The 20,791-nt window shown below is 63.8% G+C and carries 22 protein-coding genes; 15 read left to right on the plus strand and 7 right to left on the minus strand.

The features are described 5' to 3' along the window. Nucleotides 1-22 precede the first annotated feature (22 nt). Nucleotides 23-694 carry a hypothetical protein gene (locus tag LDZ23_RS15980; protein ID WP_033536103.1) on the plus strand — a complete coding sequence of 224 codons (672 nt, stop codon included), beginning with the start codon at nucleotides 23-25 and terminating at the stop codon, nucleotides 692-694. 8 nt (nucleotides 695-702) lie between these two features. On the opposite strand, the gene LDZ23_RS15985 is transcribed toward LDZ23_RS15980, so the two are convergent. Then, nucleotides 703-864 (minus strand): hypothetical protein, encoded by a 162-nt coding sequence (locus LDZ23_RS15985; protein ID WP_008353861.1) that lies wholly within the window; start codon nucleotides 862-864, stop codon nucleotides 703-705. 62 nt (nucleotides 865-926) lie between these two features. Further along, nucleotides 927-1,922, minus strand: a complete 996-nt coding sequence (locus LDZ23_RS15990; protein WP_404989953.1) for an AraC family transcriptional regulator — start codon at nucleotides 1,920-1,922, stop codon at nucleotides 927-929. 213 nt (nucleotides 1,923-2,135) lie between these two features. On the opposite strand from LDZ23_RS15990, the gene LDZ23_RS15995 reads away from it, so the two are divergent. From LDZ23_RS15995 to LDZ23_RS16010, 4 genes are all read left to right on the plus strand, one after another. Then, on the plus strand, nucleotides 2,136-3,269 hold the full coding sequence (locus tag LDZ23_RS15995) for an acyl-CoA dehydrogenase family protein (RefSeq protein ID WP_033536104.1): 1,134 nt from the start codon (nucleotides 2,136-2,138) through the stop codon (nucleotides 3,267-3,269). A 15-nt stretch (nucleotides 3,270-3,284) separates the two neighbouring features. Further along, nucleotides 3,285-4,991: an AMP-binding protein gene (locus tag LDZ23_RS16000; RefSeq protein ID WP_008353857.1), complete on the plus strand. Its 1,707-nt coding sequence runs from the start codon at nucleotides 3,285-3,287 to the stop codon at nucleotides 4,989-4,991. Nucleotides 4,992-4,999: 8 nt separating this feature from the next. Then, nucleotides 5,000-6,112: an enoyl-CoA hydratase/isomerase family protein gene (locus tag LDZ23_RS16005; protein ID WP_008353856.1), complete on the plus strand. Its 1,113-nt coding sequence runs from the start codon at nucleotides 5,000-5,002 to the stop codon at nucleotides 6,110-6,112. A gap of 113 nt (nucleotides 6,113-6,225) precedes the next feature. After that, nucleotides 6,226-6,936 carry a hypothetical protein gene (locus tag LDZ23_RS16010; protein WP_008353855.1) on the plus strand — a complete coding sequence of 237 codons (711 nt, stop codon included), beginning with the start codon at nucleotides 6,226-6,228 and terminating at the stop codon, nucleotides 6,934-6,936. Between the two features lie 88 nt (nucleotides 6,937-7,024). Here the strand turns inward: LDZ23_RS16010 and LDZ23_RS16015 are convergent, their stop codons facing one another. Further along, the gene (locus LDZ23_RS16015) at nucleotides 7,025-7,567 is read right to left on the minus strand and encodes a DUF6572 domain-containing protein (RefSeq protein ID WP_008353854.1); all 543 of its coding nucleotides are present in this window, start codon (nucleotides 7,565-7,567) and stop codon (nucleotides 7,025-7,027) included. A gap of 191 nt (nucleotides 7,568-7,758) precedes the next feature. Beyond that, entirely contained in the window at nucleotides 7,759-8,931 is a 1,173-nt protein-coding gene (ydiK, locus tag LDZ23_RS16020; protein ID WP_075583509.1) for an AI-2E family transporter YdiK, read from the minus strand. 342 nt (nucleotides 8,932-9,273) lie between these two features. On the opposite strand from ydiK, the gene LDZ23_RS16025 reads away from it, so the two are divergent. From LDZ23_RS16025 to LDZ23_RS16035, 3 genes are read left to right on the plus strand one after another with little or no spacing between them, the layout of a single operon-like run. After that, nucleotides 9,274-11,016, plus strand: coding sequence for a pyrroloquinoline quinone-dependent dehydrogenase (locus LDZ23_RS16025; RefSeq protein ID WP_008353852.1), 1,743 nt, complete (start codon nucleotides 9,274-9,276; stop codon nucleotides 11,014-11,016). Continuing rightward, nucleotides 11,013-11,636, plus strand: coding sequence for a c-type cytochrome (locus LDZ23_RS16030; protein ID WP_008353851.1), 624 nt, complete (start codon nucleotides 11,013-11,015; stop codon nucleotides 11,634-11,636). Before LDZ23_RS16025 ends, LDZ23_RS16030 begins: the two co-directional genes overlap by 4 nt. 3 nt (nucleotides 11,637-11,639) lie before the next feature. Further along, nucleotides 11,640-12,287, plus strand: a complete 648-nt coding sequence (locus LDZ23_RS16035) for an ankyrin repeat domain-containing protein (protein ID WP_008353849.1) — start codon at nucleotides 11,640-11,642, stop codon at nucleotides 12,285-12,287. Between the two features lie 73 nt (nucleotides 12,288-12,360). Here LDZ23_RS16035 and LDZ23_RS16040 read toward each other — a convergent pair whose 3' ends face one another. Beyond that, entirely contained in the window at nucleotides 12,361-13,275 is a 915-nt protein-coding gene (locus tag LDZ23_RS16040; RefSeq protein WP_008353847.1) for a LysR family transcriptional regulator, read from the minus strand. A gap of 106 nt (nucleotides 13,276-13,381) precedes the next feature. On the opposite strand from LDZ23_RS16040, the gene LDZ23_RS16045 reads away from it, so the two are divergent. Continuing rightward, on the plus strand, nucleotides 13,382-14,344 hold the full coding sequence (locus tag LDZ23_RS16045) for an alpha/beta fold hydrolase (RefSeq protein WP_008353846.1): 963 nt from the start codon (nucleotides 13,382-13,384) through the stop codon (nucleotides 14,342-14,344). A 55-nt stretch (nucleotides 14,345-14,399) separates the two neighbouring features. Further along, complete coding sequence (locus LDZ23_RS16050) at nucleotides 14,400-15,350, plus strand: glutathione S-transferase family protein (RefSeq protein ID WP_008353845.1); 951 nt, start codon at nucleotides 14,400-14,402, stop codon at nucleotides 15,348-15,350. On the opposite strand, the gene LDZ23_RS16055 is transcribed toward LDZ23_RS16050, so the two are convergent. Both LDZ23_RS16055 and LDZ23_RS16060 read right to left on the minus strand, forming a co-directional pair. Then, complete coding sequence (locus tag LDZ23_RS16055; protein ID WP_008353844.1) at nucleotides 15,338-16,189, minus strand: 3-hydroxybutyryl-CoA dehydrogenase; 852 nt, start codon at nucleotides 16,187-16,189, stop codon at nucleotides 15,338-15,340. The genes LDZ23_RS16050 and LDZ23_RS16055 overlap by 13 nt on opposite strands. Before the next feature lie 89 nt (nucleotides 16,190-16,278). After that, complete coding sequence (locus LDZ23_RS16060) at nucleotides 16,279-16,764, minus strand: 2,4'-dihydroxyacetophenone dioxygenase family protein (protein ID WP_008353843.1); 486 nt, start codon at nucleotides 16,762-16,764, stop codon at nucleotides 16,279-16,281. A gap of 117 nt (nucleotides 16,765-16,881) precedes the next feature. Here LDZ23_RS16060 and LDZ23_RS16065 point away from each other — a divergent pair, with 117 nt between their 5' ends. The 5 genes from LDZ23_RS16065 (at nucleotide 16,882) to LDZ23_RS16085 (ending at nucleotide 20,744) form a co-directional block, all read left to right on the plus strand. After that, complete coding sequence (locus tag LDZ23_RS16065; protein ID WP_008353841.1) at nucleotides 16,882-17,808, plus strand: ABC transporter ATP-binding protein; 927 nt, start codon at nucleotides 16,882-16,884, stop codon at nucleotides 17,806-17,808. After that, nucleotides 17,805-18,566, plus strand: a complete 762-nt coding sequence (locus tag LDZ23_RS16070; RefSeq protein WP_008353839.1) for an ABC transporter permease — start codon at nucleotides 17,805-17,807, stop codon at nucleotides 18,564-18,566. The genes LDZ23_RS16065 and LDZ23_RS16070 overlap by 4 nt, the downstream gene beginning before the upstream one ends. Before the next feature lie 42 nt (nucleotides 18,567-18,608). Then, nucleotides 18,609-19,088 carry a peptide-methionine (R)-S-oxide reductase MsrB gene (msrB, locus tag LDZ23_RS16075; protein ID WP_008353838.1) on the plus strand — a complete coding sequence of 160 codons (480 nt, stop codon included), beginning with the start codon at nucleotides 18,609-18,611 and terminating at the stop codon, nucleotides 19,086-19,088. A 38-nt stretch (nucleotides 19,089-19,126) separates the two neighbouring features. Further along, nucleotides 19,127-19,708: a hydrolase gene (locus LDZ23_RS16080; RefSeq protein WP_008353837.1), complete on the plus strand. Its 582-nt coding sequence runs from the start codon at nucleotides 19,127-19,129 to the stop codon at nucleotides 19,706-19,708. A gap of 61 nt (nucleotides 19,709-19,769) precedes the next feature. After that, complete coding sequence (locus LDZ23_RS16085; RefSeq protein WP_244808189.1) at nucleotides 19,770-20,744, plus strand: patatin-like phospholipase family protein; 975 nt, start codon at nucleotides 19,770-19,772, stop codon at nucleotides 20,742-20,744. The last annotated feature ends 47 nt before the right edge of the window (nucleotides 20,745-20,791 follow it).

Below are 20,791 nucleotides of genomic sequence, written 5' to 3' on the forward strand. Positions count from 1 at the left end.
TCGGACTGCCTGGAGCCTGTTCATGGAAGATTTCGACGAAACGCTGTTCATAGTCTGGCGAGCCAACCTCAATGTCCTGGTCGGCTCGCCGGGCGGCGCTGGCCGCCTCGCGCGCATGATGAACTTCTCGCCGACGTTCATGAAGCTGATCGTCGGCGGTCAGCGCGATTTCAACGAGGAATTCGTACGCGGCATCGAGCTCGTGACCGGCCTGCCGCCGCACTGGATGGACGAGCGCCGCACGCTGGACGAGATTCCGCCCGACGTCCTGCGCGCGATCGACGAGGAAACGCCGATGGCCGTGTTCCGCGGCACGGCCCATCCCGCGCCGAAGCGTTCCGTGTTGCGCGGCCCGGAACCGCTGCTTTCCCAGACCGAAGCGACGCGCCGTGTCGCCGATCAGGCCCAGCAACAGGCTGAAGCCAACCGCCGCGATCTGGTTTTTCGGAAGAATCGCGAGCTGCTGTCGCAGGACTTACGCCGCCTGGAGCGCCAGCTCGGCTTGCTGCAGGTCGAATCGATGCAGCCGAAGGTCGATGAACTCATCGCGTCCGATCGCATGAGCGAGTCGGCGAAGGCCGATCTGACCGGGCGTCTCGAACAGATCGACAAGCACGTCAAGCTGTTACATCAGCACGTCGAGAAGCTCGTGGTGCTGCTCTCGAGTCCGGATGAGCCCGACTCGGGCGAATAACCGAACGACTACTTGTTTTTCCGGTCTTCAGGCGATTCCGGCTCCGGATGCACCGCGATCGGATCGCTTGCGGGGAAGGTCTCTTCCAGCGCCTCGTCGAGCAAATCCTCTTCGGTTTCCTTCTTCGGTTGTTCCTGCTTCGAACGTTCATCCCGGCTGGCTTTGGTCATGGTGCGCTCCAAGGTGCGAAATCATGGACGATTCAATATAGCAGCCTCGATGTTCGCGCGCTTCAGCTCTCCCGCCGGTAATCCGCGGGGCGCACGCCCGTCCACTTCCTGAATGCGCGCCGGAACGCGCTCGGTTCCGCGAAGCCGAGCGCATCGGCGATTTGCGGAATCGTCTCCTGCGTATGCGCAAGACGCGCGATGGCCAGATCGCGCCGCAATGCGTCCTTGATCGTCTGATAGGTCAGCCCTTCCTGCTTCAGACGCCGCCGCAGCGTGGCTTCGGCCATATGCAGCGCGGCCGCGATGCTTTCGGCTTCCGGCCAGTCCGTCGGCGCGGTTTGCCGAAGACGCGTCCGGATGCGCGCCGCGAGCGAATCCGGATTGCGATACTTCACGATGAAATTCGCCGGCGCATCGCGCAGGAAGCGCTTGAGCGTGGCGGACGTCTGCACGATCGGCAGCGCCGCGCATTCGGCCGACAGGTCGACGAACGAGCGCGTCGCGTCGAAACGCAGGTCGTTGCAGAACATGAGGCGATATTCGTCGCTGTCGGCGGGCTCGGGGCAGCGCATGTGCGCCGCGAGCACCGGAATGCGCCGCCCGACCAGCCAGCACAAGAGCCCATACACGAGGATGAAGCCCGTCGCGTAGGCGAACATCGACTTCGGTCCGGCTTTGTCGGCGAGCCAGATTCGCACGCGCTTGTCGTCGATGTCCGGCTCGAAGCTCAGATCGTCGAGCACGAGCCGCATGAAAGTCGCGATGCGCCCGAGCGCCTGCGCGCCGTCGCGCGAGGAAAGCGCCGCGTGGCATAGCAGCACGAAGCTGCCGCGCCGCATCGGATGGGCGTCCTGGCCGAAGAACTCGTCGTCGAGCGCGTCGGCGGTGGCGTTCCACAGCTTGCCGTACTGGACCGGCGACACCCGCGCGCGCGGCGAATCGAGCGTCGCCGGCGCGATGCCCGCCGCGGCCAGCAAATGCCCGCGCGCGACGCCGCGCGATTCGGCGCATCGCAATGCGGCTTCGACGAGGCTCACGGAAATCGAGTCGCGCTCGATCTTTTTTTTGGTACTTGGGGTTGTCACTAGGTGGCCAAAGCGCTCAGTTAGCGTGATCGTTTTGGGCATCGGCTAACGTTAGGCGATTGCCTAGACTCGTGCTCAGACGGCCCAGCCGCCCATCATCGACCGGGCGAGCGGCGGCCAGAAAGTTTAAACGATCGATGCGGCGAGCCTCGCCGCGCAAGCCCCCATCACCGAATTCAGAACATGATCGACGCATTTCTCACCGAAGAGCAGCGCATGATCCGCGACGCGGCTCGCCAGTTCGCAACCGAAGCGCTCGCGCCGAACGCGGGCCAGTGGGACAAGGACGGCGCGATCCCCGACGCAGTCGTGCGGCAACTGGGCGAACTCGGCCTGCTCGGGATGATCGTGCCCGCCGAACTCGGCGGCACCTTCAGCGACTACACCGCCTACGCACTCGCGATGGAAGAGATCGCCGCCGGCTGCGCGTCCTGCGCGACGATGATGAGCGTGCACAACTCGGTCGGCTGCGGTCCGATCCTCGCGTACGGCACCGACGCGCAGAAGGCCGAATGGCTGCCGAAGCTCGCGAGCGGCGAGGTTATCGGCGCGTTCTGCCTGACGGAGCCGCAGGCGGGCTCCGAAGCGAACAACCTGCGCGTGCGCGCCGTCGAGAAAGACGGCAAGTGGGTCATTTCCGGCAACAAGCAGTTCGTGACGAACGGCAAGCGCGCGGGCGTGGCGATCGTTTTCGCCGTGACCGATCCCGATCAGGGCAAGCGCGGCCTCTCCGCGTTCGTCGTGCCGACGGACACGCCCGGCTTCAACGTCGGCGCGCCGGAGCACAAGCTCGGCATCCGCGCGTCGGATACGTGTCCGATCAACTTCGACGATTGCGCGATTCCCGCCGCGAATCTGCTCGGCAAGCGCGGCGAGGGCTTGAAGATCGCGCTGTCGAATCTGGAAGGCGGGCGCATCGGCATTGCGGCGCAGGCGCTCGGCATCGCGCGCGCGGCATTCGATGCGGCGCGCGCCTATGCGAAGGAGCGCGTGCAGTTCGGCAAGCCGATTCAGGAACATCAGTCGGTGGCCAACATGCTCGCCGACATGCAAACGCAGATCAACGCCGCGCGCCTCTTGATTCATCACGCGGCGCGCATGCGTACCGAAGGCGTGCCGTGTCTGTCGGAGGCGTCGCAGGCGAAGCTGTATGCGTCGGAAATGGCGGAGCGCGTGTGTTCGGACGCGATCCAGATTCACGGCGGATACGGCTATCTGCAGGATTATCCGGTGGAGCGTCATTATCGCGATGCACGCATCACGCAGATTTACGAAGGCACCAGCGAAGTGCAGCGGATGGTGATCGCGCGCAACGTATAAATCTTTGGAGACGCAATGAACGAAGCCCAGGCATTCATCGAAGCACGAGACTTCCTGTTTGCTCATCGCACGGACTACGACACCGCATATCGCGACTTCAGATGGCCGTCGCTCGATCGCTTCAACTGGGCGCTCGATTATTTCGATCCGATGGCGCGTGGCAACGACGCGCCCGCGTTGCAGATCGTCGGCGAAAGCGGCGACGAGACACGGCTTTCGTTTGCGCAGATGAGCGAGCGTTCCGCGCGCGTCGCGAATCATTTGCGGGGGCTGAACGTGAAACGCGGCGAGCGCATTCTGCTGATGCTGCCGAATCGCGTCGAGCTATGGGACACGATGCTCGCCGCGATGAAGCTCGGCGCGATCGTCCTGCCCGCGACGACGCAGCTTGCGAGCGCGGATTTGCGCGACCGCATCGCGCTAGGCGGCGTGCAGCACGTCATCGTCGATGCAGCCGAAACGAGGAAATTCGATGGCATCGACGTACCGGGCTTGCGCATCGCGGTGGGCGGCGCGCAGGACGGCTGGCTCGCGTATGAAGCCGCGTACGACGCATCGGCGGAATTCGCCAAGGACGGCGAAACGTCCGCGAACGATCCGTATCTGCTGTACTTCACGTCCGGCACGACGTCGAAGCCGAAGCTCGTCGCGCATACGCATCAGAGTTATCCGGTCGGGCATCTCTCGACGATGTACTGGATCGGCCTGCAACCCGGCGACGTCCACTGGAACATCAGCTCGCCCGGCTGGGCGAAACACGCGTGGAGCTGCTTCTTCGCGCCGTGGAACGCGCAGGCGTGCGTGTTCATCTACAACTTCAGCCGTTTCGACGCCGCCCGCGCGCTCGATGTGCTCGTGAAGCACGAAGTCACGACGCTGTGCGCGCCGCCGACCGTGTGGCGCATGCTCGTGCAGGAGCCACTCGCGTCGTACGAGGTGAAGCTGCGCGAGATCGTCGGGGCGGGCGAGCCGCTGAATCCGGAGATCATCGAGCGCGTGCAGCATGCGTGGGGATTGCCGATCCGCGACGGCTACGGCCAGACCGAAACCACCGCGCAGATTGCCAACACGCCGGGCCAGCGGCTCGTGCCGGGCTCGATGGGCCGTCCGCTGCCGGGTTATCGCGTGGCCTTGCTCGATCCGGATGGCAATCCTGCCGAAGAAGGCGAAATCGCGCTCGCGCTCGATCCGCCGCCGCTCGGCCTGATGACCGGTTACGCCGATAACCCCAAGGCCACCGAAAACGCGATGCGAGGCGGCTTCTATCGCACATCCGATGTCGCCGCGCGTGGCGCGGACGGCTACTTCGTCTACGTCGGCCGCGCGGATGACGTGTTCAAGTCGTCGGATTACCGCTTGAGCCCGTTCGAGCTGGAAAGCGTGCTGATCGAGCACGAAGCGATCGCCGAGGCGGCTGTCGTGCCGAGTCCCGATCCGCTGCGACTTTCGGTGCCGAAGGCGTTCGTCACGCTGCGTCACGGCTATTCGATCGGACCCGAACTCGCGAAAAGCGTGTTCGCGTTCTCGCGCGAACGGCTCGCGCCGTACAAGCGCATCCGCCGGCTCGAATTCGCGGAATTGCCGAAGACCATCTCCGGCAAGATTCGCCGCGTCGATTTGCGCCGGCAGGAAATCGCGCGCACGCAGGACGGCGCGCGCGGCGAGTTCGAGTTCTGGGAGGAAGATTTCCCGGAGCTGCGCCAGACCAGCAAGGCCGACTAAAGGAATTCATGAGCACGCTTGAACTTTCACGCGACGCGCCGGAAGTCGCCTTCGAGGTCGTGAACCGTGTGGCGATCGTCACGCTCGACCGTCCGCATGCCTTGAACGCGCTCTCGCACGGCATGATCGCGCATCTCGCCGAACGTTTCGCGCAATGCGCCGCGGACGATTCGATCGCCGCGGTCGTCTTGCGCGGCGCGGGAGAGAAGGCGTTTTGCGCGGGCGGCGACGTGCGCAAGCTCTATCACGCGGCGCGCAACGATCCGCATCACGAGACGCCGTGGCTCAAGTTTTTCATCGATGAATATCGGCTCGATTTCACGGTGCATCGCTTTGCGAAGCCGGTTATCGCGCTGATGGACGGCATCGTGATGGGCGGCGGCATGGGCCTCGCGCAAGGCGCGGCGTTGCGCATCGCGACCGAGCGCACGCGCATGGCGATGCCGGAGACGCGCATCGGCCTGTTGCCCGATGTCGGCGCGACGCATTTCCTGCGCGTGCTGCCGCGCGATCTCGCGCTTTACGTCGGGTTGACGGGCGCGCGTCTGTCGGGCGCGGATGCGCGGCGTGTCGGTCTCGCGGACGAATGCGTGCCGTCGACGTGGCTGCGCAGTTTCGTCGAGCGTCTCGAAGCTATCCGCTGGGACGATGCGCAGGACACGATGACGCAACTGGCGCGCGTGTTCGTGCCGAGCGCGAATATCGAACGGCACGCGCCGCTCGACGATATGCGCGCGCAAATCAAACGCCATTTCGCCGTGTGCGCGACGGGCGGCGTGGAACGCATCGTCGCATCGCTCGCAACGGATGAATCCGACTGGGCGCGCGCGACGCTCGCGCTGCTCGAAAGCCATTCGCCGACGATGCTCGAAGTCACGTATCACGCGCTTTTGCGTGGCCGTCAGATGTCGCTCGCGGACTGCTTTCGCATGGAACTCGGCGTCGTGTACCGCGCGATCGATGACGGCGATTTCGTCGAAGGCGTGCGGGCGCTCATCATCGACAAGGACGAGCGGCCGCGTTTCGCGCCGACGACGCTCGCGCAAGTGCGCGCCGAGCGCGTGCAGCACTTCCTGTCATCGCCGTGGCGCAGGGAAATGCATCCGCTCGCCGATCTGTAGGCGGGACCTCTCGACGGAATTCGCAAGCAAATGTTTCTGCAGCGAACCGTCCAGATGACCGATGGTCGAATCGGGCTTATCGAACATCGGACAATTCTGAGGAGGAACCGAACATGGCGAACCGTACGTATCGAACGGCGCTTCTTTCGGCTGGGATCGCATTTGCGGTAATCGCGCCGGGGGCATCGTACGCACAACTCAATCTTCAACAGTTCGGCTTCGGCAGCGGCAAGTCCGACGTGACGTCGGGCGCGAACGGCGCGACGCAGCCTTCGGCGCTGAATTCGCTTCTGCAAAGCTATGTCGGCGCGAACCAGCAAGTGCTGACCGGGCAGTCGACCCTCGCCTCGGCGATGGGCATGTCGAGCGTCGCGAGCCAGGCGCAATCGGCGGCGGGGTTGCTCTCCGGCGCATCGGGCGGGAACGCCGTTCCGAGCACGAGCGTATTGTCGCAACTCGGCGGCACGCAGCAGAGCGTGTCCCAATCGCTGATGCAGGCATTCACGAACGGCTCCGCGACGCCGCCGACAGCCGCCAGCAAGAAGACCTTCAGCGACGGCCTCGCGTCGCTCGGGCAGGGCGTAAAGCAGTACGCCGGCCTGCAATCGAATCTCGGCTCGGTGACGAATTCGATGAACATGTCGTCGCTGCTGGAGGCGGGTTCGAATCCGTCGACCGTGCAGGCGGCGAGCTATGTCGCGCAATCGGCGCCGGGGCAGTTGCAGTCGCTCATGCAGACGCTCTCGCAAGCGGTGCAGTACGCGAAGACCAATGGCATTTCGGTGCCGTCGATCGCGACAGCGGCGCTGAGCGGCGCGCAGTAACGCGATGTGAAGCGGCGATCACGCGCGCAAAGGAAAAGCGGCGGGGCTCATGCGAGCCACGCCGCTTTTTTCGATCGCGGGAGTTGGTTCAGTAGCTTGCCGCCTGACGCATCGCGAGACGCCTGAGCAGGGGCAGCGCCTGCGGCAGGCCCGATTTGGGCATCGAGGGCGGAAGATACGAAACGTCGGCGACGTCGGCGAGTTGCTGCATGCGCGGGTCGGGATCGAGCACTTCCAGCGCGGGCGGCTCGACCGGTTCGGCTGCGACGCGCTCCGGTTTATCGACGGAAATGCCGAGCGAATGACGCACGTCGACGCCACGGATATGCACCTTGTAACCCGCGTCGGTCACGACGCGTTCGCGCGATTTCCAGAATTCGAGTCCCGACGGCGTCATGGGATGCATCGACACGTATTCGACCACGATCTCATAGCCGCGAACTTTCGGATAATTCAACAGCAATTTGCCTGAACGAATATAACGGATGTAGCGGTCGATCTTCTTTGTGAGCAAATCCTGATGCTTCTCTTCATCGCGCCAGTCCAGATCGTCGAAGAGCCCGACATATACGCGCTTGAAGAGAATATTCACTCCGATGTAATCGATGTCGTCCACGTCACGCAAAGACATGGTCAATCCCCTGCGCCCTCAATCGGGCAAATAACGAAGGATTGCATTGTAACGGATATGCATCGCCCAAAAACCGTGAAACACCGTGTTAACCGGCACAAAATCTCATTTTCGTAAGAGTCCGAATTCTCGATTTAAGCGCATTCCGATTGTCGATAAAAAATGCGACAAATCGAGAATATCTTTATCAATTAACCCTGTCTTCCCGATGTATCCGCGAGACCCCGCGCCGACGGGGTGTTCGCGATTTCCTCGTTACTCATCGCTTCGACTTGCGGCAGCGGCGGTTGCTCGTTGATCCACGCGTTCAGAATCGTCGACGTCACGGCGAGAATCACCGGACCGATGAACAATCCGACTATTCCGAATGCGAACATGCCGCCGAGCACGCCGGAGAGAATCAGCAGCATCGAGAGATTCACGCCGCGCTTGATGAGAATGGGGCGCAGGAAGTTATCGAGCATCGCGATCATGATCGACCACACGAGCAGCATCGAAGCGACGACGGTCGATCCGTTCCAGAAGAGCCACGCAACGCCGCCGAGCAGCGGCAGGAGCGGGCCGATCTGCGCGAGGCAGAGCATCAGCATGACCGCGGTGATGATGCCCGCGGCGGGCACGCCCGCAACCGCAAGCCCGATGCCGCCGAGCGCCGATTGCGTGACCGCCGTCACGACGATGCCGAGCGCGACCGCGCGGATCGCGAGGCCGGCGAGCTTGACGGCTTCGGCGCCGCGCTGCGCGGCGATGCGCGTCGCGAAGCGCGTGACGAAGCGGCCGGCCGCCTCGCCGTTGGTGTACAGAATGCCGGAGATGATGACGGTGATCACCATGTGCATGACGAACACGCCGACCACGGCCGCATGCGAAAGCATCCAGCGCGCGACGATCGTCACGTAGGGTTCGAGCTTCGCGAGCAGGCCGCCGGGGCCGGCGTCGGAGAGCATCTGCCATTCCTTCGATACGCGCGCGCCGACGAGCGGCACGTCATGGATCCAGCCCGGCGGCGGCGGCAGCGCGTAGCTCGGCAGACTCTTGACGGCGGCCATGATCTCGCCGCCGTGCTCCGCGAGCGTCGAGATCGCCGAATAGAGCGGCAGCACGATGACGACCAGCAGCATCAGCAGCATGACGGTGGTCGCGATCCAGCGGCGGTTGCCGCAGCGGCGCTGCACGGCGAGCATGAGCGGCCAGGTCGCGACGACGATCGTCGTCGCCCAGATGAGTCCCGGCAGGAACGGGCGCAGCACGTAGAGACTGCCGACCGTGAGCGCGGTCAGGATCGTGATGACGAGCAGAATGCGCGCGATGTCCACCGGCTGGCGGGGATTCGGATTCGGCTGTCCGTTGGATAGGATGGGCATGATGCGTCCGGATAAAGGTGATGATCGAAGCGGCGCCCGCGCAAAGGCCACGCGCGTGACGAGGATGAACGAGCGATAAGCGAAAGCCGGCGATCCGGCAAGCCGCTCCCGGCATCGACGGGCGCAATCATAACGGCACTCCAATCCATACTACTAAAAATCGGCGCCCGTCTTCCCCTGAAATACCCTTCGTGCAGCGCGTGCCGAAACGAACGCGCGCCTTTAACGAAATCTGGAAATGCATTTTTAAATTGCCTATTCTTTTTTGCGGGCGCAGAAGAGGGCACGCAATGTTCCGCCGCGCATAACGAGGCCCACACAAGAACGATTTGGGAGACTGACATGGCCGGTTTTTCCCGTACCTCGCTCGTTGCGCTCATTGTTGCCGTCGGTGCTTTCGGGATCGTGACATCGCCCGGAATCGAAGCCGCCGACGAAATCCAGAACGCCAACACGACGCAAGCCTCGCCAGTCCCGAGCTCGCTGCGATCCATCTCGCAGCAGCAGCTCGACGGCGCCGCGGGCGACAGCGCGTCGTGGCTGCATTCGAACGGATCGTATGCCGAAACGCGCTACGCGCCCGCGACGCAGATCAACACGTCGAACGTCGCCAAGCTCAAACCGGCGTTCATCTTCCAGACCGCCGTGATGGAGTCGATGGAAACCGCGCCGATCGTCTCGAACGGTGTGATGTTCCTGACCACGTCCTACAACCACGTCTACGCGATCGACGCGGTCACGGGCAAGGAGTTCTGGCATTACAAGCACAAGATGGGTCCGGTCACGACGTTCTGCTGCGGTCCGAACAATCGCGGCGTGGCGATCTCGGGCGACCGGCTCTTCATGGGCACGCTCGATTCGAAGCTCGTCGCGCTCGATGCGAAGACCGGCAACGTGCTCTGGTCGACGCAGATCGCCGATCCCGAAGAAGGCTATTCGGAGACGATGGCGCCCGTCGTCGTCGAAGACAAGGTGCTGATCGGCACGAACGGCGGCGAGTACGGCATACGCGGCTTCGTGAAGGCGTTCGACGCGAACTCCGGCCAGTTGCTGTGGACGTTCTACACGATTCCCGATACCGGCAGCGAAGGCGTCTGGGCCGAGAACGACGCCGTCGGCCGCAACATGAAGCGCGACATCGCGGCGGAAAAGAAGACGCTCGCGGAGAAGGGCGGCGACTTCAACAAGACGCTCGGCGGCGGCGTGTGGATGGCGCCCGCGATCGATCGCAAGACGCGCACGGTGTACTTCGTGGTCGGCAATCCGTCGCCGGACCTCTACGGCGCGATTCGTCCCGGCGACAATCTCTATACCGATTCGCTCGTCGCCGTCGATCTCGACAGCGGCAAGTACAAGTGGCACTTCCAGTACATCGCGCACGACGTATGGGATCTCGACGCGGCGAGCCCGCCGATTCTCATCGACGTGAAGGACAAGAACGGGCAGATGATTCCGGGCATCATCCACGGCGGCAAGACGGGCTTCGTCTATGTGCACGATCGCCGCGACGGCAAGCTGATTCGCGTCTCCGAAGCGATGATTCCGCAGGAAGGCGTGTGGACACTGCCGACGCCCACCGGCGCGCGGATGCTGCCGGGCGCGAACGGCGGCGTCGAATGGTCGCCGATGGCCTTCAGCCCGAAGACGCGCATGGCGTATGCGGCGAACCTGCATCAGCCGATGACGTATCAGGTCGAGGAAGTCGCGTACCCCGGCGGCAAGCTGTGGCTCGGCGGCGCGTTCAAGGTGATTCCTTCCGAGCAGCAATGGGGCAGGCTTGTTGCGGTGAACGTCGATACCGGCAAGATCGCGTGGGGCTTCAAGACGGATCAGCCGTTGATCGGCGGCGTACTCGCGACGGCGGGCGGGCTCGTCTTCAACGGCGAAGGCAACGGCCTGTTCCGCGCCTTCGACGCCGCCACCGGCCGCAAGCTCTGGGAGTTCCAGTGCGGCGCGGGGGTCAACGCGCCGGCGGTGTCGTACATGGTGAACGGCAAGCAGTACATCGCGGTCGCGGCGGGCGGCAACACGCAGCTCGACTTCAAGCGCGGCAACAGCCTGCTCGTGTTCGCGCTGCCTCGATGATGACGCCTTCGAAGCGATCGAAACGCGTGCGTGTCTGGCTCGTCTACGCGCTGTGGCTCGTCGCGTGTCTGCTGTTGTCGCTGCCGTCGCTCTCGCGCGCCGCGGACGCGCAGACGGCTGCCGCGACGAAGGCCGCCATCTGCACATCGTGCCATGGCATCAACGGCAATTCGACGACGGGCGATTATCCGTCGCTCGCGGGGCAAACGTCGCGCTACATTTATCTGCAATTGCGCGACTTCAAGGCGGGCCGCCGCAGCGATCCGCGGATGTCGCCGATGGCCGCGAATCTCACGCCCGACGACATGCACCTGCTCGCCGATTACTTCGCCGCGCAAAAGCCCATCGCCGCCGATTTCAAGGCGGACCCGGTGAAAGTGGAAGCGGGCAGGAAGAAGTCCGAAGAGATTCTGTGCACGATGTGCCATCTCGGCGGCTTCTCCGGGCAGAACGAGATCCCGCGCGTGGCGGGACAGCAGTATCCGTACATCGTGAAGCAGTTGCAGGACTTCCGCGACCGGAAGCGCACCAACGACGCGGGCAACATGACGAGCGTGTCGAAGAATCTGACCGACGCGGACATCGAGAATCTGGCGAACTACATCGCGAATCTGCAATGACGCATGACAAAACGCCTACGCTTGCTGACCATTTTCCTGTCGATGACATGCGCGATCGCTTACGCGCAAGAGGACGCCTACACGCTCAACGAACGCCTGCTTTCCGCGACGCGCGAAGGCGATCAGGCGTCCGTCGCGCGCTTGCTCGATGAAGGCGCGGCGATCGATTCGCGCAATCGCATCGGCGACACGCCGCTCATCAGCGCGTGCAAGAAGGGCCTCGCGCCGATGGCGCGCATACTGATCGAGCGCGGCGCGAACGTCAGCCAGGCCAACGTGCAGGGCATCACGCCGCTGATGGCCGCGGCCTTCGACGGCAACGACGAAATCGCCGCGCTGTTGATCGCGCGTCACGCGGATGTCGCCGCGACGGATCGCGTCGGCAAGACGGCGATCGAATACGCGGCGGGGCAGGGGCGCACGGCGATCGTGCAGCTTCTGCTCGATGCCGGTGTCGATGTGAACGCGGCGTATCGCAATCATCTGACCGCGCTGATGTGGGCGGCAGGCTACGATCGCGACGAAACCGCGTCGATGTTGCTCGCGCGCGGCGCGAAACGCGATCTGCGCGACGATCGCGGCCTGACAGCGATGGACATCGCCGAGCAGACGCATTCGATGCGCGTCGTCGAGTTGCTGTCGAAGGGTTAATCGGCCGGGGAGCGTTGCGCGCCGACGCGCTGCAAATCGCTGGCTTCGGCCGTTTCGCGAACACGCGGCCGCGTCACGCGAACGCGTCGATGCCATCGACGAGACGTTGCGCGAGACGCGGTTGCCGCAACTGCTCGATCCACCATTGCAGCGCGCGGCCTTCGTGATCGCCGCGCCAGCCCACATACAACACGTTCGGCTCGCGCGGATCGGCGGTTTCCTTTTCGACGAGTTCGCCGCGCGCAAACAACGCCTGCACGCGATACCGCGGCACCCAGCCCGTGCCCAGGCCTTGCCGCTGGGCGAGAATTTTTGCGCGCATCGTCGGCACGGCGAGCGCGGCCTGACCGCCGAGCACGCCGTAAGCGCGTCCCGCCGAACGCGACGAATCCGCGACGACAACCGCACGATGCGCCGCGATCTGCTCGCGCTTGAGCGGCCCGCTGACGCTCGCGAGCGGATGACGCGGCGACACGGCGAACACCCACTGCATCACGCCGAGCTCGAACCAGCGCAGACCGGGAATCGCGGGCGGCTCGTTGGTCGCGCCGACGATCAGATCCGCGCGGCCGTCGCGCAACGCTTCCCAGGTGCCGGAGAGCACTTCGTGCGTGATGCGCAGCGCCACGCCGGAACCGAGCGCATCGAACGCCTGCACGACCGGCAGCAGCGTCTCGAATTCGAGGATTTCATCGCAGACGAGCCACAGCCGGTCTTCCCAGCCGCTCGCGACCTGCTTCACGCGCTGCGTGAGCCGCGACACGTCGAGCATCAGGCGCGAGGCTTCATCGGCGAGAAGATGTCCGGCGGGCGTCAGTTGCAGCCGATAACGCCGCCGGTCGAAGAGCAGCGCGTCGAAACGCGTTTCCAGTTGCCGCGCCGCGTGCGACACGGTGGACGGCGCCTTGCCGAGCCGCGCCGCCGCGCGCGACAAGCTGCCGGTTTCACGAATCGCATCGAGCAGCGAGAGTTCTTCCTCTGACAACATGTTCGACTCCATCGAACGAGTTCATCGTCCGGATCGTACGGCAAAAGCGCGGCGGGGGGCCAACCTGAGCGTCATCGGATAACCGAACCTTCGATGGAGCTGAACGATGAAAACCTTCCTACACACGATCCGCCGCGCCGTTGGCGTGCTTGTCGCCGCCGCTGCGCTGCAACCGTCCGCGTATGCCGCGAACGCGCCGCGCCCGCCGCAACCCGTCGCCGCCGCGAGCGCGATGCAGTCCCGCACGATCGATGCGAACGGCGTCGAACTGCACTATTTGCAAGTTGGACACGGCGACGCGACGCCCGTCGTCCTCCTGCATGGCTACACGGAAACGAGCCGCATGTGGCAACCGCTGATGACGCGTCTTGGCGGTGAGCGCGTCGTAATCGCGCCGGATCTGCCGGGCGCGGGCGGCTCCGCGATGCCCGCTTCCGGCTACGACAAGAAGACGCTCGCGCAAGACATTCACGCGATGGTGCAAGCGCTGGGCTATCGCAAGGTGAAGCTGGTCGGGCATGACATCGGGCTGATGGTCGCGTATGCGTACGCCGCGCAATATCCCGACGAAGTCGAAAGCATCGTGCTGATGGACGCGTTTCTGCCGGGCGTCGGCGACTGGCAGAAAGTCTGGCTGTTGCGCGATAAATGGCACTTCAATTTCTACGGCGACACGCCCGAAAAGCTGGTTCGCGGACGCGAGCGCGTTTTCTTCGAGCACTTCTGGAACGACTTCGCCGCCGATCCCGCGCATTCGGTGAGCGAAGCCGATCGCCGCTATTATTCGGCGCAATACGCGCGCAACGGCCGCATGCGCGCGGGTTTCGAATACTTTCATGCGTTCCCGCAAGACGCGGACGATTTTGCCGCGTTCGCGAAGACGCCGCTTCCGATGCCGATGCTCGTCCTCACCGGCGAGCGCGCGTCGGGCACGTTTCTGATCGATCAGGCGAAGCTCGTCGCGACGAACGTGCAAGGCGTGGTCGTGCCGGGCGCGGGCCACTGGCTGATGGAAGAAGCGCCGGACGCGACGATGGCGCAACTCGTGCGCTTCATCGAACAAGACTGATTGATATGAATGCCGTGGCGCGCCGATTGCGCCACCCCACGCAAGGAGAATCGAAATGGGACTGCTCGTCGACGGAAAATGGCAGGACAAGTGGTACGACACGTCATCCACGGGCGGACGCTTCGTGCGCAAGGACGCGGCGTTTCGCAACTGGGTCACGGCGGACGGCGATACCGGCTTCAAGGCCGAGGCAGGGCGTTATCACCTGTATGTGAGTCTCGCGTGCCCTTGGGCGCATCGCACGCTCATCATGCGCGCGCTCAAGGGGCTGGAAGCGATGATCGACGTATCGGTCGTCAACTGGCTGATGCTCCAAAACGGCTGGACCTTCGACGACGCGCCGGGCGTCGTGCCCGATTCGATCAACGGCGCGCGCTATCTGCATCAGGTGTACACCGCCGCCGATCCGCATTACACCGGTCGCGTCACGGTGCCGATTCTGTGGGACAAACAGCGCGGGACGATCGTCAATAACGAGTCGTCGGAAATCATTCGGATGCTGAATTCGGCGTTCGACGGCATCGGCGCGAAGCCGGGCGATTACTATCCGCGCGAGTTGCGCGAAGAGATCGACACGCTCAACGCGCGCATTTACGACACGGTCAACAATGGCGTCTACAAGGCGGGTTTCGCGACGACGCAAGCCGCCTACGAGGAAGCGGTGATGCCGCTCTTCGAGACGCTCGATTTTCTCGAAGAACGCCTCGGCACGCACCGCCATATCGCGGGCGACCGGTTCACCGAAGCCGACATTCGCCTCTTCACGACGCTCGTGCGCTTCGACGCCGTGTACTTCGGCCACTTCAAGTGCAATCTGCGGCGCATCGCGGATTATCCGAATCTGTCAAAGTTCGTGCGCGACGTTTACGCGATGCCGGGCATCGCCGCGACCGTGAACTTCGAGCACATCAAGCGGCATTACTACGAGAGCCATCGGACGATCAATCCGACGGGCATCGTGCCCGCCGGACCGGTGCTCGATTTCGTCGCTTCTCAATCGTACTGATACACGCCGCGCTTCGTCTTGCGACCGAGGCGTCCCGCCGACACGAGCTCGCGCAACAGCGGGCAGGCGCGGTACTTGGAATCGCCGAAGTCCTTGAGGAACACGTCCATCACCGAGAGGCACACGTCGAGGCCGATCAGGTCCGCGAGCGCGAGCGGTCCGATCGGATGATTCGCGCCGAGCTTCATGCCGGCGTCGATTTCCTCCGCGCTCGCGACGCCTTCGTACAGCACGAAGAACGCTTCGTTGATCATCGGCACGAGAATGCGGTTGACGACGAAGCCCGGCGAATTGCGCACGCCGATCGGCGATTTGTCGAGCTTCTCGGTGAGTTCGCGCACGGCGGACGCGGTTTCATCGCTCGTCTGCACGCCGCGAATCACTTCGACGAGTTGCAGGAGCGGCACCGGATTGAAAAAGTGCATGCCGATGAAGCGCTCGGGCGTGGCGAGCGTCGCGGCGAGCGCGGTGATCGAAATCGACGACGTGTTCGACGCGATGATCGCATCGGCGCGCGCGGCGTCTTCGATCTGCTTCAGAATGCGGTTCTTGAGCTCGGCGTTCTCGGTCGCGGCTTCGATAACGATGTCCGCTGCGGCGAGACGCCCGTAATCGGTCGACGTTTCGATGCGCGTCAACGCCGCGTCGCGCGCCGATGCCTCCAGCTTGTCCTTCGACACGAGCCGCTCGAGGCTGCCCGTCAGCGTTTTGATGCCTTTTGCGAGCGCGGCGTCGGTGACGTCGATCATCACGACCTTGAAGCCCGCGACGGCGGCGACCTGCGCGATGCCGTTGCCCATGGTTCCTGCGCCGACGATGCCGACGGTCTGAATCTTCATGCTTTTGCTCCTCCTTGATCTGCGCCGGCGCGTGCGGCCGGCAAACCGGAAATGGTCGAAAGCGCGCGAGGCGCGTCCTGGCATCGATTCTAACCAGCGGAAAAGGCGGTCAGATCTTTTGGCGCGATGCCGTTTGCGTCGCAAAACGCAAGGTATCGGTCGAGTCCGCTTTTCCAGTTTTCGGCGGCGAGGACGTGGCCCTTGTCGTTCACGAACAGCAGTTCGCCCTGAATGATATTGAGCGTGACGATGTCCGCGCCCCCCGAATCCGGTGGCAGCGCCTCGGGCGTGTGGCTCGAACCCGCCGTCTCGTACACGATGCTGCCCGGCTCCGCGATCCACTCGTGCTCGCGATATTTCCAGCGCCCCTGCACCGTATAGACGATCACGGTTCCCGTATGACGATGACGGGGCATCTCGCCTTTCGCCGGCGCCTTCATCATCGCGATGACTTCGCCGCGAACCGGGTCGAGCTTGAAATACTTGACGAGCACGCGCTCGCTGTACGGCGTGAACGGCACCCACGGCAGGTCGGCGTCGTTGAGGCACGAGGTCTGGATCTGTTCGAACAGCATGATGTGGCTCCTTTCGGGAACGGCCATTTTATGCACTGCCGCGCGCGTCGAACATTGGCCGAATGGCCGACCCCTTCATTCAAGCCGGAAGGCGCGGTATCTGCTATCGTCCACGCCATGTCGACCATCATCACCGTTTCCAATCTGTCCAAGACCTACGGGTCGGGCTTTCGCGCGCTCAGGGACATCAACCTCGAAATCCGTCGCGGCGAGATTTTTGCGCTGCTCGGCCCGAACGGGGCGGGCAAAACGACGCTCATCAGCACCGTCTGCGGCATCGTCAATCCGAGCGAGGGCAAAGTGACCGTCGCCGGTCACGATATCGTCACCGACTATCGCGCCGCGCGCGCGATGATCGGTCTCGTGCCGCAGGAGCTCACCACCGACGCCTTCGAAACCGTCTGGGCGACCGTGTCGTTCAGCCGCGGGCTTTTCGGGCGGCCGAAGAATCCGGCTTACGTCGAGAAGGTGCTGAAATCGCTGTCGCTCTGGGCGAAAAAGGACAACAAGATCATGACGCTCTCGGGCGGCATGAAGCGGCGCGTGCTGATAGCGAAGGCGCTCGCGCACGAACCGGAGATTCTGTTTCTCGACGAGCCGACCGCGGGCGTCGACGTCGAATTGCGCCGCGACATGTGGAACCTTGTGCGAGAGCTGCAGGGCAACGGCGTGACCATCATCCTGACGACGCACTACATCGAGGAAGCGGAGGAGATGGCGGATCGCATCGGCGTCATCAATCGCGGCGAAATCGTGCTCGTCGAGGAAAAGCGCGAGCTGATGCGCAAGCTCGGGCAGAAGAAGCTCACGCTGCAACTCGAACATCCGCTCGCCGAAATTCCGACGCAGCTTCAGCCCTACGGCCTCGCGCGTTCGGCGGACGGCGGCGAACTCACGTACACATATGACGCGCAGGACGAGCCGGGCCGCATTATTGCGCTGCTTCGTCACGTCGACGAAGCCGGCGTGCGTTTCAAGGATCTGCAAACGACGCAAAGCTCGCTTGAAGATATTTTCGTGAGCCTCGTCAGGGAAGCCAAATGAATCTATACGCCGTTCGCGCGATCTACCGTTTCGAGATGGCGCGCGCCGGGCGCACGCTGATGCAAAGCATCGTGTCGCCGGTCATTTCCACATCGCTTTATTTCGTCGTCTTCGGCGCGGCCATCGGCTCGCGCATTCCGGAAGTCGACGGCATCAGCTACGGCGCGTTCATCGTGCCCGGCCTCGTGATGCTGTCGCTGCTGACGCAAAGCATCGCCAATGCGTCGTTCGGCATCTATTTCCCGAAGTTCACGGGCACCATCTACGAATTGCTGTCCGCGCCGGTGTCGTACTTCGAGCTCGTCGTGAGCTATGTCGGCGCGGCGGCGACGAAGTCCGTCATTCTCGGGCTCATCATTCTTCTGACCGCGCGGTTATTCGTGCCGCTCAGAATCGATCATCCGGTGTGGATGATCGTCTTTCTGCTACTCACGTCGGTAACGTTCAGCCTGCTCGGGTTCATCATCGGCATCTGGGCCGACGGCTTCGAGAAGCTGCAGATCATTCCGCTGCTGATCGTCACGCCGCTCACGTTCCTCGGCGGCAGCTTCTATTCGATCAATATCCTGCCGCCGTTCTGGAAGGCGGTCGCGTTGTTCAATCCGGTCGTCTATCTGATCAGCGGCTTTCGGTGGAGCTTTTACGGACTCGCCGATGTCCACGTCGGCGTGAGTTTCGGCATGACGCTGGTGTTTCTTGCGGTGTTTATCGCGATCGTCGCGTGGATCTTCAAGACGGGATACCGGTTCAAGACGTAGCGCGGCGCCGGCTGTCAACCAAGGCATGAGGGCGTTCATCGTATGAAGATCATGAGGCGCACGAAGCGCAATTTTCTCGGTGCGATGGCGGCCGCCTTCACGGGCGGGTTTCCCTCGGCGCCCGCCAGATCGTACGAAATCGATCACACCAGCGCGGACTGGCGGCGCCGTCTGTCGTCGGAACAATTCCGCGTGCTGAGGCGCGGCGGCACCGAGCCGCCGTTCTCGAGCCCGCTGCTCAAGGAACGCCGCGACGGCACATACGCGTGCGCGGGATGCGGATCCGCGCTGTTTTCGTCGGCGACGAAATTCGATAGCGGCACCGGCTGGCCGAGCTTCTGGAAGCCGGTCGATGGCGCAGTCGCGACGCACGCGGACGCAACCGGCCACATGCGCAACGAGGTCCATTGCCGGCGCTGTGGCGGGCATCTCGGCCACGTTTTCGACGACGGTCCGAAACCTACCGGCCTGCGCTATTGCATGAACGGCGCGGCGCTTGAATTCCTGCACGACGAAGCCTGACATCGCGCAGTCATCCATCCATTTCTAGCCGACTCGCCATGAACGCACCTGAACTCAAGCTCGATGCCGCGAAGACCGCGCTCGTGCTGATCGATTTGCAGGCGGGCATCGCCGCCTTGCCCGTGCAACCTCACTCCGCCGCGAGCGTGCTCGCCAATGCGCGCGCGCTCGCCGACCGCTTTCGCGCGCTCGGCGCGCCGGTCGTGTTCGTCAAGGTCGCGTTTCCGAACGCCCCCGGCGGCTTGCGGCCGATCACCGACGCAGGTCAGGCGCAGGAAGCGCCCGAGCCGGCGGGCTGGAGCGACCTGTGCGCGGAACTGGACGTGCAAGCAACCGATATCGTCGTCACGAAGCGGCAGTGGGGCGCGTTCTACAATACCGACCTCGACTCGCATCTGCGCCGGCGCGGCATCGGCACGATCGTGCTGGGCGGCATCGCGACGGCGATCGGCGTCGATTCGACGGCGCGCGGCGCGCACGAGCGCGGTTATCAGCAAGTGTTTGTCGAGGACGCGATGAGCGATCTCAACGCCGACACGCACGAATCGACCTGCCGCTACATCTTTCCGCGCATCGGGCGCATTCGTTCGACGCAGCAGGTGCTCGCCGCGCTGGCATAGCGGCGCGTGTCGCCTATCCTGTAGCGTACGTCCGATATCGACGGACGCGAGAGGTGCGGCGATGGCGGCCATTCCCAAAGTAGCGATCGCGTGTCAGGGCGGCGGCAGCCATGCGGCATTCGCCGCGGGCGTGCTCGACCGGCTGCTGAGCGGCGAGTTCGTCAACCGCTTCGAACTGGTGGCGCTGTCCGGCACGTCGGGCGGCGCGATGTGCAGCGCGCTCGCGTGGTGCGGACTGCTGCTCGGCGGCCCGCCCGACGCCAGGCGGCGTCTCGCCGCGTTCTGGAAGGATCTGGAGGCGCGCGACGGGCCGGATATCGTCGTCAACGCGGTCGGTACGTGGTATGCACGCTTGCCCGTCAATGCGGAGATCAGTCCGTATCTGTATCCGCCGATAGCCGAAGAACGCCTGCGCGAACTGCTCGCCAAGCATCTGCCTTTCGCGTCGCTTCCCGCCGATCCGCAACTGCGCGCGAAGCCGACGCTTCTCGTCGGCGCAACGGACGTGCGTTCGGGCGACCGCGTGATCTTTCCCGGCGACAGGCTCGATCAGGACCAACTGGTCGCCTCGGCTGCGGTGCCGCCGCTGTATCGCGCGGTCGCGGCCGATGGGCGCATGTGCTGGGACGGCCTCTTCAGCAGCAATCCGCCGGTGCGCGAATTCACCGACTTCGCGCTCGATTCGCGGCCCGACGAAATCTGGGTCGTGCAGATCAATCCGCAGTATCGGCGCGAGTTGCCTGAATCGATGAACGAGATCATCGACCGTCGCAACGAGTTGTCCGGCAATCTCGCGCTCGGGCAGGAGCTTTACTTCACGACGCGCGTGAACGAACTGCTTGCAGCCGATGCGTCGCTCGAAAAGCGCTACAAGCCGATCAAGGTTCGCGTCGTGGAGATGCATCTCGACGCGAAGGATTATCCCGGGCCGCTCGACTATGCATCCAAGCTCGATCGCAATCCGGCGCTGATTCATGCGTTGATGCGCAAAGGACGCGAGCGCGCGGAATGGTTCTTCGACGCCCGCTCCGACTGAGCGCGCGAGGGCACCGCCCCGCACAGAAGCGTCTATGCGACGACGCC

The organism is Caballeronia zhejiangensis (genome assembly GCF_022879815.1).
Taxonomy (GTDB): Bacteria; Pseudomonadota; Gammaproteobacteria; order Burkholderiales; family Burkholderiaceae; genus Caballeronia; species Caballeronia zhejiangensis.

Bases quoted from the DNA above. Each gene is read 5' to 3' on its own strand.
- msrB (WP_008353838.1), top strand. From the start codon at position 18,609: ATGAAGATCATGAGGCGCACGAAGCGCAATTTTCTCGGTGCGATGGCG.
- LDZ23_RS16085 (WP_244808189.1), top strand. From the start codon at position 19,770: ATGGCGGCCATTCCCAAAGTAGCGATCGCGTGTCAGGGCGGCGGCAGC.
- LDZ23_RS16035 (WP_008353849.1), top strand. From the start codon at position 11,640: ATGACAAAACGCCTACGCTTGCTGACCATTTTCCTGTCGATGACATGC.
- LDZ23_RS16040 (WP_008353847.1), bottom strand. From the start codon at position 13,275: ATGTTGTCAGAGGAAGAACTCTCGCTGCTCGATGCGATTCGTGAAACC.
- LDZ23_RS15985 (WP_008353861.1), bottom strand. From the start codon at position 864: ATGACCAAAGCCAGCCGGGATGAACGTTCGAAGCAGGAACAACCGAAG.
- LDZ23_RS16025 (WP_008353852.1), top strand. From the start codon at position 9,274: ATGGCCGGTTTTTCCCGTACCTCGCTCGTTGCGCTCATTGTTGCCGTC.
- LDZ23_RS16060 (WP_008353843.1), bottom strand. From the start codon at position 16,764: ATGCTGTTCGAACAGATCCAGACCTCGTGCCTCAACGACGCCGACCTG.
- LDZ23_RS16050 (WP_008353845.1), top strand. From the start codon at position 14,400: ATGGGACTGCTCGTCGACGGAAAATGGCAGGACAAGTGGTACGACACG.
- LDZ23_RS16000 (WP_008353857.1), top strand. From the start codon at position 3,285: ATGAACGAAGCCCAGGCATTCATCGAAGCACGAGACTTCCTGTTTGCT.
- LDZ23_RS16005 (WP_008353856.1), top strand. From the start codon at position 5,000: ATGAGCACGCTTGAACTTTCACGCGACGCGCCGGAAGTCGCCTTCGAG.
- LDZ23_RS16045 (WP_008353846.1), top strand. From the start codon at position 13,382: ATGAAAACCTTCCTACACACGATCCGCCGCGCCGTTGGCGTGCTTGTC.
- LDZ23_RS15980 (WP_033536103.1), top strand. From the start codon at position 23: ATGGAAGATTTCGACGAAACGCTGTTCATAGTCTGGCGAGCCAACCTC.
- LDZ23_RS16065 (WP_008353841.1), top strand. From the start codon at position 16,882: ATGTCGACCATCATCACCGTTTCCAATCTGTCCAAGACCTACGGGTCG.
- LDZ23_RS16015 (WP_008353854.1), bottom strand. From the start codon at position 7,567: ATGTCTTTGCGTGACGTGGACGACATCGATTACATCGGAGTGAATATT.
- LDZ23_RS16030 (WP_008353851.1), top strand. From the start codon at position 11,013: ATGATGACGCCTTCGAAGCGATCGAAACGCGTGCGTGTCTGGCTCGTC.
- LDZ23_RS16055 (WP_008353844.1), bottom strand. From the start codon at position 16,189: ATGAAGATTCAGACCGTCGGCATCGTCGGCGCAGGAACCATGGGCAAC.
- LDZ23_RS16070 (WP_008353839.1), top strand. From the start codon at position 17,805: ATGAATCTATACGCCGTTCGCGCGATCTACCGTTTCGAGATGGCGCGC.
- LDZ23_RS16080 (WP_008353837.1), top strand. From the start codon at position 19,127: ATGAACGCACCTGAACTCAAGCTCGATGCCGCGAAGACCGCGCTCGTG.
- LDZ23_RS16010 (WP_008353855.1), top strand. From the start codon at position 6,226: ATGGCGAACCGTACGTATCGAACGGCGCTTCTTTCGGCTGGGATCGCA.
- ydiK (WP_075583509.1), bottom strand. From the start codon at position 8,931: ATGCCCATCCTATCCAACGGACAGCCGAATCCGAATCCCCGCCAGCCG.